Origin of the sequence: Lentzea sp. NPDC059081, from assembly GCF_042738015.1 — a bacterium.
Taxonomy (GTDB): Bacteria; Actinomycetota; Actinomycetes; order Mycobacteriales; family Pseudonocardiaceae; genus Lentzea.
On record NZ_JBHYGW010000002.1, the window covers coordinates 521,014 to 532,957 of the forward strand.

13 protein-coding genes are annotated in these 11,944 nt (G+C 71.0%); 3 read left to right on the top strand and 10 right to left on the bottom strand.

Going from position 1 to position 11,944, the window contains the following annotated elements; genetic code table 11:
- Positions 1–2 precede the first annotated feature (2 nt).
- The 3 genes from ACFWV3_RS07035 to ACFWV3_RS07045 are packed head-to-tail and all read right to left on the bottom strand — an operon-like array spanning position 3 to position 2,363.
- On the bottom strand, positions 3–749 hold the full coding sequence (locus ACFWV3_RS07035; RefSeq protein ID WP_382409183.1) for an ABC transporter permease: 747 nt from the start codon (positions 747–749) through the stop codon (positions 3–5).
- Positions 746–1,717 carry an ABC transporter ATP-binding protein gene (locus tag ACFWV3_RS07040; protein WP_382409185.1) on the bottom strand — a complete coding sequence of 324 codons (972 nt, stop codon included), beginning with the start codon at positions 1,715–1,717 and terminating at the stop codon, positions 746–748. Before ACFWV3_RS07040 ends, ACFWV3_RS07035 begins: the two co-directional genes overlap by 4 nt.
- A complete protein-coding gene (locus ACFWV3_RS07045) occupies positions 1,710–2,363 on the bottom strand; it encodes an ABC transporter permease (RefSeq protein WP_382409187.1) in 654 nt (217 codons plus the stop codon). The genes ACFWV3_RS07040 and ACFWV3_RS07045 overlap by 8 nt, the downstream gene beginning before the upstream one ends.
- A 109-nt stretch (positions 2,364–2,472) precedes the next feature.
- Here ACFWV3_RS07045 and ACFWV3_RS07050 point away from each other — a divergent pair, with 109 nt between their 5' ends.
- Positions 2,473–3,309, top strand: a complete 837-nt coding sequence (locus ACFWV3_RS07050; protein ID WP_382409190.1) for an IclR family transcriptional regulator — start codon at positions 2,473–2,475, stop codon at positions 3,307–3,309.
- A gap of 9 nt (positions 3,310–3,318) precedes the next feature.
- Here the strand turns inward: ACFWV3_RS07050 and ACFWV3_RS07055 are convergent, their stop codons facing one another.
- Positions 3,319–3,684 carry a hypothetical protein gene (locus ACFWV3_RS07055; protein WP_382409192.1) on the bottom strand — a complete coding sequence of 122 codons (366 nt, stop codon included), beginning with the start codon at positions 3,682–3,684 and terminating at the stop codon, positions 3,319–3,321.
- A gap of 10 nt (positions 3,685–3,694) precedes the next feature.
- Positions 3,695–4,795 (bottom strand): PucR family transcriptional regulator, encoded by a 1,101-nt coding sequence (locus tag ACFWV3_RS07060; RefSeq protein ID WP_382409194.1) that lies wholly within the window; start codon positions 4,793–4,795, stop codon positions 3,695–3,697.
- 106 nt (positions 4,796–4,901) lie between these two features.
- Here ACFWV3_RS07060 and ACFWV3_RS07065 point away from each other — a divergent pair, with 106 nt between their 5' ends.
- Entirely contained in the window at positions 4,902–6,569 is a 1,668-nt protein-coding gene (locus tag ACFWV3_RS07065) for an FAD-binding dehydrogenase (RefSeq protein ID WP_382409196.1), read from the top strand.
- 1 nt (position 6,570) lies between these two features.
- Here ACFWV3_RS07065 and ACFWV3_RS07070 read toward each other — a convergent pair whose 3' ends face one another.
- The 4 genes from ACFWV3_RS07070 to ACFWV3_RS07085 are packed head-to-tail and all read right to left on the bottom strand — an operon-like array spanning position 6,571 to position 10,948.
- Positions 6,571–7,146 carry a hypothetical protein gene (locus ACFWV3_RS07070; RefSeq protein ID WP_382409199.1) on the bottom strand — a complete coding sequence of 192 codons (576 nt, stop codon included), beginning with the start codon at positions 7,144–7,146 and terminating at the stop codon, positions 6,571–6,573.
- Entirely contained in the window at positions 7,133–8,740 is a 1,608-nt protein-coding gene (locus ACFWV3_RS07075; RefSeq protein WP_382409201.1) for a substrate-binding domain-containing protein, read from the bottom strand. Before ACFWV3_RS07075 ends, ACFWV3_RS07070 begins: the two co-directional genes overlap by 14 nt.
- Positions 8,737–9,876 (bottom strand): toxic anion resistance protein, encoded by a 1,140-nt coding sequence (locus tag ACFWV3_RS07080; RefSeq protein ID WP_382409203.1) that lies wholly within the window; start codon positions 9,874–9,876, stop codon positions 8,737–8,739. Before ACFWV3_RS07080 ends, ACFWV3_RS07075 begins: the two co-directional genes overlap by 4 nt.
- Before the next feature lies 1 nt (position 9,877).
- Complete coding sequence (locus ACFWV3_RS07085; protein WP_382409205.1) at positions 9,878–10,948, bottom strand: hypothetical protein; 1,071 nt, start codon at positions 10,946–10,948, stop codon at positions 9,878–9,880.
- A gap of 171 nt (positions 10,949–11,119) precedes the next feature.
- Here ACFWV3_RS07085 and ACFWV3_RS07090 point away from each other — a divergent pair, with 171 nt between their 5' ends.
- On the top strand, positions 11,120–11,452 hold the full coding sequence (locus tag ACFWV3_RS07090) for a YciI family protein (RefSeq protein ID WP_382409207.1): 333 nt from the start codon (positions 11,120–11,122) through the stop codon (positions 11,450–11,452).
- On the opposite strand, the gene ACFWV3_RS07095 is transcribed toward ACFWV3_RS07090, so the two are convergent.
- Positions 11,432–11,821 (bottom strand): VOC family protein, encoded by a 390-nt coding sequence (locus ACFWV3_RS07095; protein WP_382409209.1) that lies wholly within the window; start codon positions 11,819–11,821, stop codon positions 11,432–11,434. The genes ACFWV3_RS07090 and ACFWV3_RS07095 overlap by 21 nt on opposite strands.
- Between the last annotated feature and the right edge of the window lie 123 nt (positions 11,822–11,944).

Genomic DNA, 11,944 nt, shown 5'->3' on the forward strand with positions numbered 1-11,944 from the left:
CTCTAGAGACCGCGGGGGCGGACGAGGTCCTCGACGAGGCCGGCGGCCCAGTCGATGAGGACGGCGATCGAGGCGACGAGCACGGCGCCGGCGACGATCACGGGGTAGCGCTGGAGCTTCAGGCCGTTGACGATCATGTCGCCGAGGCCGCCCGCGTTGATGAACGTCGCGATGGTGGCGACACCGACGGAGAACACGAGAGCGGTCCGCAGCCCGGCCAGGATCACCGGCGAGGCCAGCGGGAGCTCGATGCGCCAGAGGACCTGGCGCGGGGTCATGCCCATGCCCCTGGCCGCCTCGCGGGTGGCGTGGTCGACCTGGTCGAGGCCGGTCAGGGTGTTGCGCAGCACGGGCAGGAAGCAGTAGGCGACCAGCGAGACCAGGGCGGTGGAGAAGCCCGTCTGCCACACGATCGCCAGCAGGATCACCACACCGACCGCCGGGGTGGCCTGGCCGATGTTGCCGAGGCCGATCACGAACGCCCGCACCGCCCTGGACCTCACCCGGTAGGCGGCGATGCCCGCCGGGATCGCCAGCAGGGCGACGAGCGCGGAGGAGACCACGGTCAGCACCAGGTGTTCCCAGGTGCGGTCGAGCAGGTAGGTGGAGTTGAGGGTGCGTTGCTCGATGGAGTCGAGCGTCAGCGTGCTGATCCACAGGAACAGCACGGCGACGACCGCGAGCACGGCGACCGGCGTGACGAACCGCTTGAGCGCGAGCCGCGGCATCTGTCCGGTGTGGACGCTCATGACGCCTCCACCGGTTGCTTCGCCTTGCCGAGGGCGGCGGAGATCCTCGCGTGCGTCAGCGACCCGTTCGCACCGGACACGTTGACCCGCTCCGCACCGGTGACCACCAGCAGGTCCAGCGCGTCCCGCAACGACGCGTCCGCGTCCACCGCCGGCGCCGCCGGGTCCGGCGCGTCCAGCTCGACGTCGGAGATCGGGATCAACGCCAGTCGCATCAGGCCCGCGCCGTGGCCGATGAAGCTCGCCACGTAGTCGTTGGCGGGGGAGGCGAGGATGGTCGCGGGCGTGTCGAACTGCTCGATCCGGCTGCGTTCGCTCAGCACCGCGATCCGGTCGCCGAGCCGGATCGCCTCGTCGAAGTCGTGCGTGACGAAGATGATCGTCTTGCCGATGTCTGCCTGCAGCTTGAGGAACTCGGCCTGCAGCTTCTGCCGGGTGATCGGGTCGGTGGCGCCGAACGGCTCGTCCATCAGCATCACCGGCGGGTCGGCGGCCAGGGCGCGGGCGACGCCGACGCGTTGCTGCTGACCGCCGGAGAGCTGCTTGGGGTAGCGGTGCGCGAACGTGCCGGGGTCGAGCTGGACCGTGCGCAGCAGCTCGTCGACCCGCTCGGCCGTGCGCTGTTTCGACCAGCCCAGCAGCTTCGGCACGGTCGCGATGTTGTCCGCGATCGTCATGTGCGGGAACAGGCCGATCTGCTGGATCACGTACCCGATGTGGCGGCGCAGCTCGTTCGGGTCGAGCGACAGCACCTCGCGGCCGTCGATGGTGATCGACCCCGACGTCGGCTCGATGATCCGGTTGATCATCTTCATCGTCGTGGTCTTGCCGCAGCCGGACGGCCCGACGAACATGACCAGCTCGCCGGGGCGCACGCTCAGCGAGAAGTCCTCGACGGCCGCCTGCTGCTGACCGGCGTACCGCTTGGTGACGTGGCTCAGCTCGATGCCGACTCCAGGCTCAGACACGGAGACCCCTCGAGGTGCTGTAGCGGGCGATGAGGACGAAGGCGCCGTCGATCAGCAGCGCCAGCAGCACGACGCAGATCGTGCCGGTGAGGGCGAAGTTGAGCGCGTTGACCGAGCCGAGCGACGACAGCCCCTTGAAGATGTAGAAGCCGAGGCCGGGCCCCGCGACGTAGGCCGCGATCGCCGCGATGCCGACGGTGAGCTGCGCGGCCACCCGGATGCCGGTCACGATCACCGGCCACGCGAGCGGCAGCTGGATGCTCAGCAGCGTCTTCGTGGAGGTCATGCCCATGCCGCGCGCCGACTCGACCAGGTGGGCGGGCACCTCCCGCAGGCCGACCACGGTGTTCCGCACGATCGGCAGCAGCGAGTAGAAGACCAGCGACACCACCGTCGGCGCCCACCCGAGCCCGAGGACCGGGCTCAGCAGGGCCAGCAGGGCGAGCGACGGGATGGTGATGGCGATGCCGGCGGCGGTCAGGGCCGCCGAGCGCGGGACGCTCTTGTCCCACACCAGAAGTCCGATCAGAACGCCGAGAACGGTGGCGATCGCGAGGCTCAGTGCCACCACGGCGAGGTGTTGCAGCGTCAGCGTGACGAGGTCTTCCCAGCGGCGGGCGAGGAACTCGTCGAGGGGTGCGGTCACGGTGCTCCTTTCGGCGACGGTGCCGATGGCCGGGAACGGTAGGTTTGGCGGTGTCTTATGCACAACAGGTGTTGGCAATATGGCAACGTGCCTCGTAGGGTGCCCCGTCATGCAGGGATCTCGACGCAACTCAGCAGGCCTGGCACGGGACATCGAGGTGCTGGAGGTGCTCGGCCGGCCGGAGGCGGTGCAGGCGGGCGGCCTCGGCGTCGTCCGGATCGCCACCCTCGTCGGCAGGGACAAGACGGTGGTGTCGCGGACGCTCGCGACCCTGGCGGAGGCCGGGCTCGTCGAACGCGACCTCGACTCGCTGAGCTACCGCCTCGGGTCACGCCTGTACGCGCTGGCCGCCAGGACGTCCGAGGGCGCGCTCGCCTGGAACGCGCGCGGGCGGCTGAAACACCTCGCCCAGGTGACCCGAGAGACCGCGCACCTGTGCGTGCTGCGCGGCGGGAACGTGCTGACGCTGATGAGCGAGCTGAGCCCGAACCGCTTCCACACGACCGGCTGGGAGGGCGTGACGACCGCGGCGTGGCGCACTCCGTCCGGCCGCGCGTTGATCAGCGACTGGGATCTGTCCTCTTTGGAGGTCTGGTACGCCGAGCACGGTCACGACGCGGCGGTGCTGGAGGAGGGCGAGCGGGCCGACGCGCAGTTCGCCGTGCTGGAGCAGCCCTCGCCGCGGCCGAACTCGATCACCGACCTCGACTCGCTGGTGGCCGAACTTCGACGCGTGCGGGAGCGCGGCTACGCGACGTCCGACGAGGAGCTGGAACGCGGTGTGGTCGCGGCTTCCGCGCCGGTGTACGACTTCACGTCGCGGATCGTGGCGGCGTTGAACGTGTCGGCGCCCAAGGAACGCATCGGCACGCAGCTCGACAAGCTCGGCCGGATCGTGGCGGGGGCGGCGCGGGACCTGTCGGCGGCGATCGGGTTTCCGGGCTGAATTTCCGGGCTAGTGCGGGAACATCGCGTACGACAGGTCGTCGGTCAGCGGCGTCGACAGGTGTCCTTCGCCCTCGGTGTCCTCGAAGGACAGCAGCGACCCGGGACCGAACTCGCGCCGCTCGCCGTTCGAGACGGTGACGGCGGCTTTTCCGCTCAACACCACCAGCCACTGCTGGCGCGGCGCCACGTGGAGCTCCCAGTCCGGTGTGCCGCCCGGAGGTTGTTCGACCACCAGCATCGCCGACGCCGGGAACGGGCCGGACACCAGCAGTGGCGGCACACCCTCGACCGTGACCGTCGGCGTGCCTTCGACCTCGACGTCCTCGAAGGCCGATGCGCCGCTCTCGTCCGCGAAGACCCGCACGTACCGCATGATCGCGAGGTTACCGCGTCGCGAGCCTCGCGCACTGCAGCACGAACAGGTCCCACGGCCGGCGCGGGTCGCGTCCCGTCATCGCCGTGATCCGGCGCAACCGGTAGCGCACGGTCTGCGGGTGCACTCCCAGCCGCACGGCCACTTCCTCGGCGTTGCCCGCCACGAACAACGCGTCCAGCGTCTCGGTCAGGTGCTCCTGGGACGCGATCCCCGCCAGCACGGTCGACGCCGCCCGTTCGGGGTCCGCGTCCGCCCGCCCGGCGAGCAGCGCGAGCACCTCGGCGTCGCCCCGGTCGAGGACCAGCCGGTCCGCGGGCGCCCGGTCCAGGCACGCCCTCGCCAGCCGGTACCAGCGCGGGGTCTCGTTGGCGCCGATGTCCGCGAGCACGCAGCACCGCGCGCCGCGGCGGTGCAGCGCCTTCAGGTCGGCCTGCCCGGTGACGACGACCCCGGTGCCGTCGATGACCGCGTGCATCACCGGCTCCGCCACGGCGGGCAGCACGGCGTCGACGGCCGCGGCGGACTGGAGCACGACGACCGTGAACCGCTGGGGGAGGGGCACGTCGAGCTCGCGCAGCCGGGCGACGAAGGCACCCTCGTGGGCGTGCCGCCCGAGCACGAGGTCGCTGACCAGACGCCCGATCGCGCGGTCGCGGTCGGTGCTGATCGAGTTCTCCGCCGCCTGGTAGCCGTCGTGCAGGGCGTCGGACAGCTTGTCGTCGGCGGCCAGCCACACCCTGGTGAGGTCGGCCATGTCCCGCGCGGTGAGCACCTCGCCGAAGCGGTCGGCCACGTACCCCATGAACGCGCTGGCGGCGACCCGGTAGGAGCGCAGGATCACCGAGAGCGGCCTGCCGTCGCGCGCCCGCACCGCGCCGACCCCGCGGAACCGGTTGGCGTCGGCCTCGGTCAGCGACGTCCCGGTCGCCCACAGTTCCAGCACCCGGCTGACGTTCCACCGGATCTGCGCGCGCACCTCCGCCAGCTGCACCGCGTCGAGCACCTGGTAGCCGGGGATCTCCGCCAGGATGACGTCCATGAGGTGCTCGACGAGCAGGGCGTCGTCGCCGGTGATCCGGCGGCGCACCTGGTCGCGTGATTCGGGCACGGGGCAACTCCTTGTCAGACGATGACAAACCTAGCTGTCCGGGACTGACAAGTCATCTGGTTCGCTGCGGGCGCGCCGAGGAGAGTGGCGCCGCAGGGTCAGGACGATGTGGAGAGTGCGCGTGGACACCGATGTGATCGTGGTCGGGGCCGGTCTGGCCGGGCTGACCGCCGCGGCGGAGATCGCCGACGCGGGCAAGAAGGTGCTGCTGCTGGACCAGGAGCCCGAACAGTCGCTGGGCGGGCAGGCCTTCTGGTCGCTCGGCGGGCTGCTGTTCGTCGACAGCCCCGAGCAGCGGCGCATGGGGATCAAGGACTCGCACGACCTCGCCTGGCAGGACTGGCTGGGCAGCGCGCAGTTCGACCGCCCCGAGGACGAGTGGCCGCGGCGCTGGGCCGAGGCGTACGTCGCCTTCGCGGCCGGCGAGAAGCGGAGCTGGCTGAAGGCCATGGGCCTCAAGGTGTTCCCGATCGTCGGGTGGGCCGAGCGCGGGGACGGCAGGGCCAACGGGCACGGCAACTCGGTCCCGCGGTTCCACATCACCTGGGGCACCGGGCCCGGCGTCGTCGAGCTGTTCGAACGGCGGGTGCGCGCCCACGCGGCCGCCGGGCGGATCGTGATGCGGTTCCGGCACCGGGTCGACGAGCTCGTCGTCGACAACGGCGTGGTGACCGGCGTGCGCGGCGGGCTGCTCGCCCCGAGCACCATCGAGCGCGGCCAGGCGTCGTCGCGGGACGTGGTCGGCGACTTCGAGTACACGGCGCAGGCGGTGGTCGTCTCCTCCGGTGGCATCGGCGGCAACCACGACCTCGTCCGCGCGTCCTGGCCGGAGCGCCTCGGCACGCCGCCGAAGACCATGGTCGCGGGCGTGCCGGCGCACGTGGACGGCCGGATGATCGGCATCAGCCGCACCGCGGGCGCCCGCGTGATCAACGAAGACCGGATGTGGCACTACGTCGAGGGCCTGCGGAACTGGAACCCGATCTGGGAGAACCACGGCATCCGCATCCTGCCGGGACCGTCGAGCATCTGGCTGGACGCGACCGGCAAGCGCCTGCCCGCGCCGTACTTCCCCGGCTTCGACACCCTCGGCACGCTCGGCCACCTGCGCGGCACCGGCTACGACTACTCGTGGTTCGTGCTGACGCAGAAGGTGATCGAGAAGGAGTTCGCGCTGTCGGGCTCGGAGCAGAACCCCGACCTGACCGGCAGGGACCTGAAGCTGCTGCTCGCGAGGGCTCGCGGCAACAACCCGAACTCGCCGATCGAGATGTTCAAGAAGCACGGCGCGGACTTCGTCGTCGCGGACACCCTGACCGAGCTCGTCGCGGGCATGAACAAGGTCGGCGACGCCGAGCTGATCGACGAGGCCTCGGTGCGCGCCCTGCTCGAAGCGCGCGACCGGGAGCTCACCAACCCGTTCTCGAAGGACACGCAGGTCGTCTTCCTGCAGCAGCACCGCTCCTACCGCGGTGACAAGCTGCTGCGCACCGCGAAGCCGCACCGGTTCCTGGACCCGGCGAACGGTCCGCTCATCGCCGTGCGGCTGAACATCCTGACCCGCAAGACGCTGGGAGGCCTGGAGACCGACCTGTCCGGCCGGTGCCTGGCCGACGGCAGGACGCCCGTGCCCGGCCTGTACGCGGCCGGGGAGGCGAGCGGCTTCGGCGGTGGCGGCATGATGGGTTACAACGCGCTGGAGGGCACGTTCCTCGGCGGCTGCCTGTTCTCCGGCCGTGCCGCGGGTCGTGCCGCGGCTGCCGCGATCGTCTGACCTACCGGTCCTCCAGGTAGCGCGTGTGGTCGGCCTGGCGTTGCGCGTCCGCCGAGTGGAACCGCTCGGCGGTGCGCACCGCGTCGGCGTGCAGGAGGTCGAGCTGCCGCACCAGTTCCGCGCCGGAACCGCGTGCGGCGGCGTACCACCACGGCAGGTTCAGGTAGGTCTGCACGGACAGCGGCAGGTCGGTGCCCACGAGCCTGGTGACGGCGTGCAGGGCGTCCGGGTCGGCCCGCAACGCGCGCGGCCGGTCCAGCATGCCGTGCAGGACCTCGGCGACCTCCGCCAGCCTCGGCGGCACCTCGGCCGGCACGCGCAGGCCGTGGACGCGGTCCACGAGCGCGTCCAGCTCCCTCTTCAGCGCGCCCGCCTCCTCCTCGGGATCGGTCACCAGGGTGATCCGCTCGGGTGGGGCGGCGAGCGCGCCCACGCCGTACAGGCCGAGGACGACCACGACCCAGTACGACCCGGCCAGGCCCGTGAAGTGCAGCAGCAGGCCCACGAGCCCCGCGGTGCAGCCGGCGAGGTTCTTCCACGACCCCAGGTAGCGCAGCACGGGGTTACTGGTAGCCACGGATCTCCTTGAAGGCGGCCGAGAGCGACCGGCTGCGGGCGTCGAAGACCTTGCCGCCGCTCAGCTTCGCGAGCTGGTCCATCTCGGCGGTCGCGCTCTCGCCGAACAGCACCGGGAAGATCGGGATGCTCTTCAGGTCCGGTGGCAGGGTGGTGTGGAACAGCTGGAAGTCCGTGGCGTCCTCGCTGCCGGTGTTCTCGCCGTCGGTCATCAGCACGACGGACGTGAACCGGTCGGGGTCGGCGTCGATCTGCCGGCGCAGCACGTCGTACCCGCCGCGCAGGCTGCTGTAGATCGCCGTGCCGCCGGACGCGTCGAGCGCCGTCGCGGTGGTCCGGATCTGCTCGAGCACCGGCCGCGGGTCGTTCTGCGGCACCTCGTACTCCAGCGGTGCCCTGGCGGTGCTGCTGAACGGCAGCAGCGTCACCTGCTCGCGGCCGTGGAACCGGCTGAACTTCCCGGCGAGCGACTCGTCGGCGCCGGTCAGCCCGGAGACCGCCTGCTTGAGGCTCTCGATGCGGTCGCCCTGCATCGAGCCGGACGTGTCGAGCACGTAGAGCGTGCGGGACGGGCGGCGCAGCTGGTCGAAGTACGTGGTGATCAGACCGTCCACAGCGGACTGGCTGCCGGGGAACGGCAGCTCGACCAGGTCCTTGACCGCGAACTCAGCCCCGAGCTGCACGCCGGGGACGGCCGGCCGTCGGTGCGTGGTCTCCATGATCTTGCGCTGGACGTCGGGGGACCTGAGGTGCTCGGAGAGCTTGCGGTGCGCCTCACGGGCCTCGGAGTTCGCCGCCGTGAGCAGCGTCAGCGGGTAGTCCGCGGTCACCACGCCGTCGCTCGGGTAGACGAGCGTCAACGGCTCGGGGAGCGTCGCGTTGAGCGACAGCAACACCGACTCGTAGTTGATCAGACCGTCCACTTTGGCGTTCGGGTCCTTCGCGTGCTGCTGGAACGCCTCGCCCAGCCAGCCCGACGACCCGGCGGACAGCTTCTGCGCGGAGAAGAACTGCTTGAGCTGCGGCGCGACGGCGGCGATCCGGTTCGCGTCGAGCGCGGCCCCTTCGCCGGAGAGCGCGGCCGCGACCCCGACCAGCGCGCTGAACCCGGAGTTGGAGGCGGACGGGTCCGTCATGCCGTAGCTGAACTTCCCCGCCCCGGCGGCCTGCGCGATCTCGGCCCAGCCGACGCGCCTGCCGTCCCAGCCGAGCTCCTTGACCTTGCTGGCGGGCAGGCCGAGGACGACGGGGGAGGACATGACCTTGGCCGGGGTGCCGAGGCGTTTCTGGGCGTCCGGCACGAGCTCTAGGTAGCGGTTGGAGGAGAACCAGACGGCGTCGAAGCCCTGTTCGGCGGCGCCGCTCGCGACCTTGTCGGCGCCCTCGATGGTGCCGGTGAAGCTGAACTTGACGGTGATGCCGGTGGCCTTGGCGGCCTCGTCGAGGACCGGCTGGAGGTCGGCGAGCTCGCTGCCCGCGAGGACCCGCAGGGTGCCGGGGGTTGCCTCACCGACCGGGGTGGCAGGGTCGGCCTCGTCGGAACATCCCGCGAGCAGCGCCGCGACGGCGACTACCGGGACGAGACGGCGGATCATGACTGCTCCTGGGAGTGCTGACGGCTCAGGTGGTCGTGGGCGCGCCGGATCTCCGCGTCGAGTGCGGACACCGTGCTCGACATCGAGTCGGCGGCGCGTGCCTTGAACGTGTCGATCGCGTCGATCGCCGCGTAGATCTGGTCGAACGACGTCCGCACCGCCTCGATGCCGACGGCCGGCGTCGCCGCGATGCGCTGGACGTCCTGGCCCTGCAACGACATCGCCGCAGCGTTGGAGCGCAGGATCGAGTCGGTGAGCCCGCGCACGGCGTCGACCTGGTCGATCACCTCGCGCTGCCCGGCCAGTGCCGCCGCGACCGCCACACCGATCCGCAACGCCGTCACGGTGGTGCTCACGGCGCGTTCGACGCCCTTGATCAGCTCGTCGTTGTTGCGGCGCACCACGTCCAGCGCCAGGTACCCCTGAGCGCACACCGCGAGCTGGGTCAGCAGGTCCTGGTGCCGTTGCCGCAGACCGAACAGCACCTCGGCGCGCAACGCCTGGGCTCGTGCGGGATCGGCCAGGTCGAGGATCGCCACCTGGCGTTCCACCGCCTCGTCCATCGCGGCGGCCAAGGCGGCGTCCTGCGACAGCTTCGCCATCAGGTCCCACAGGCGTTGCCGCTCGCCCTTGATGGCGGCGTTGTCCCGCTTCAACGCGTCCTGGCCGGACCGCAGCTTCAGCACGATCCGGTTGACGGGCTCGTCGGCGGCGCGCAGCCGGGCCAGCAGGCCGCGGGCCGCGTTGCCGCCGGGCAGGAAACCGAGGACCTTGCGGCCGGTCAGCTTCGACAGGTCGGCCGGGTCCAGCTCCTTCACCGACCGGCGCAGCTCGGCCAGGCTCGTCGACAGCTGCGCGCCGTGCGGGGACGAGACGGACGCGAGCGTGCGGTCGAGCAGCCGGCCCGCGATCTGGGCCGCCACCCGCATCTCCGCCTCGCCGAGCACCAGCGCGTCGTCGACGATGCGGCCGAAGTCCGGCGACTGCGGGTCGACGGCGTTCACCGCGTCGACGAAAGCCGTTGCCCTGGTGGAGAGCTCCGTCCGCACTCCGGCGTCGACGGGGATCAGTCCGGCGGCACGGTCGACCGGCACGGGTGCGACCGGCTCCGGCGGCGTCAGCACGAAGTCCGCCATGTCAGTACTGCTTCGCGATCGCCTCGAGCATCCGCTCCAGCGTCTCGTGCGCGGGCGGTTCGACGACGTCCACGATCGTCTGCGGCACGGTCAGGTTCTTCTCCTTGACGATGTCGTTGAAGTGCTTGGGATCGGCGGTGCGGAACCCGAACGTCGCGGCGAGCTTGCCCAGCTCGGCATCGGTCGAGAGGAGCTGCCCGACGCGGTCCCCGTTCTCGCGCAACGGCACCAGCGTGTGCTTCGACAGCACGGTCGGCGCCGGGTAGAGGAGCTTCATGCCGGGCTGGATCGTCGAGTCGCCGCGCACCACCCGGTCGACGTACTGCGCCTCGTAGGCCAGCACCAGCGGCGTCTTGCCCATCCCCGCGGACAGGTAGTCCTCGAACGGGCCCTCGCTGCTGCTCTGCGTGTACCCCTGGTCCAGGAACAGCTTCGACACCGACGGCAGCACCTTGGCCTCGGCGTCCTGCGACGAGACGACGCCGCCGTTGGCGACGAACGACGTGATCGCCAGGTACATCGCCGCGGAGTTCGAGTCACGCGGGTCGGTCGTCGTGACCAGCAGGTTCTTCCGCGCCGGGTAGGCGGTGTTGCCGGGCAGCTGGTCCCACCGCGTGCCCTTGGCCGCGAGGTCCAGATAGGCCTGCACGTCGAACGTCGGGTAGCCGGGCCCGGACTTGACCACGCCGGCCTTCGTCAGCAGGTCGACGATCGGGTCGAACGTCGCCACCACCATCGGCGACGAGAAGGGCGCGTACGTCCGCGCGGCCTTGCGGTCCCGCTGGATCTTCTCCGCGGCCGGCGCGGACGACGGAAAGGCGAAGTCGTACCGGTCCAGGTCGACGGCCGTCGCGATCTGCCGCGACCCGGCCGGATCCACCTCGACGGCCAGCCCGTGCCGCGCGAACACGTCCTTCACCCGCTGGTCGGCGAAGAAGGCGAGCTTCTCCGACCCGATCACCCCGCGCACGGTCTGCAACGGCGGCCGGTCGTCGCCCTGTCCCAGGACGATGGCGGTCACCACGCCCACCAGCAGCACCACGGCGAGCCCGATGCCGAGCGTTCTCTTCACTGTCCACCCCTGCTGAAACCCTGTCGGGAAACAGATCTTTCGTCACTTCGACGCTGTTTCCCGGTGAGTGGTCGCAACCGCGAGGTGAACAGTCGATGAACGGGCCGATGAGTTCCGCTCCGCTGGTGAGTCGGTATGGCTGAAGAGTCCTGAATGGAGGAGGTTCGACCGATGAAGTTCGTGACGATCGGGTACGGCGACCGCGAGGGCTACGACCGCATGGAGCCATCACTTCGTGACACGGCGCATGCGCACGACGACCGTCTGCGCGCGGCCGGTGCCGAGATGGGCATCGCCGGGCAGCCCGTGCAGGTGCGCAACCACGCCAACACCGGGACGGCCGTGGCACCAGGCCCGTTCCTCACCTCGGCACTGCCGATCGCCGGGTTCGCGATCATCGAGGCGGACTCGCTGGAGGAGGCCGTCTCGCTCGTGTCGGGCACCCCGTGCGCCGTCGGCTACGGGGTGGTGGAGGTGTGGCCGCTAGACACCGCGCAGGGGTGACCGGTCGCCCACGGACCACTTGTGCCCGAACGGATCCGTGAAGCCGCCCTGCCGATGCGTGCCCCACGGCATCTCGTGGCTCACCACCGCGGAACCTGAGGCCCCCGCGGCCACGGCCTGCTCGACGACGATGTCGGGGTCGTCGGTGAACAGCTCGACCCGCACGTGGGTGACCCCGCCGGGACTGGTCTCCGCGGGGTTGTCCGGGTTCACCTCGTGGACGAGGAACGCGGCGCCGCCCAGCGAGAGGGCGGCGACTCCGCCGAGGTTCCACAGCTCCTCGGCACCGAGCGCGGTCCGGTACCAGGCGACCGCCGCGTCGGCGTCCGGCACGACCAGCATCACCGAGATCACGGGAGGCTCTGCCATGCCGTCCAGCCTGCCGGATCAGCCCGGAGATCGCCGGGTGGACCGGTCCGCGGAGATCGCACCGCGGACCGGACCGGCGCACGGCCGGTGCCGTGCCCGATCTGTCCGGCGACGCCGTGGTCC

What these genes read in the sequence shown, in the direction of transcription:
- ACFWV3_RS07075 (WP_382409201.1), bottom strand. Translation starts at nt 8,740, where the DNA reads ATGATCCGCCGTCTCGTCCCGGTAGTCGCCGTCGCGGCGCTGCTCGCG.
- ACFWV3_RS07095 (WP_382409209.1), bottom strand. Translation starts at nt 11,821, where the DNA reads ATGGCAGAGCCTCCCGTGATCTCGGTGATGCTGGTCGTGCCGGACGCC.
- ACFWV3_RS07035 (WP_382409183.1), bottom strand. Translation starts at nt 749, where the DNA reads ATGAGCGTCCACACCGGACAGATGCCGCGGCTCGCGCTCAAGCGGTTC.
- ACFWV3_RS07065 (WP_382409196.1), top strand. Translation starts at nt 4,902, where the DNA reads ATGTGGAGAGTGCGCGTGGACACCGATGTGATCGTGGTCGGGGCCGGT.
- ACFWV3_RS07050 (WP_382409190.1), top strand. Translation starts at nt 2,473, where the DNA reads ATGCAGGGATCTCGACGCAACTCAGCAGGCCTGGCACGGGACATCGAG.
- ACFWV3_RS07055 (WP_382409192.1), bottom strand. Translation starts at nt 3,684, where the DNA reads ATGCGGTACGTGCGGGTCTTCGCGGACGAGAGCGGCGCATCGGCCTTC.
- ACFWV3_RS07090 (WP_382409207.1), top strand. Translation starts at nt 11,120, where the DNA reads ATGAAGTTCGTGACGATCGGGTACGGCGACCGCGAGGGCTACGACCGC.
- ACFWV3_RS07080 (WP_382409203.1), bottom strand. Translation starts at nt 9,876, where the DNA reads ATGGCGGACTTCGTGCTGACGCCGCCGGAGCCGGTCGCACCCGTGCCG.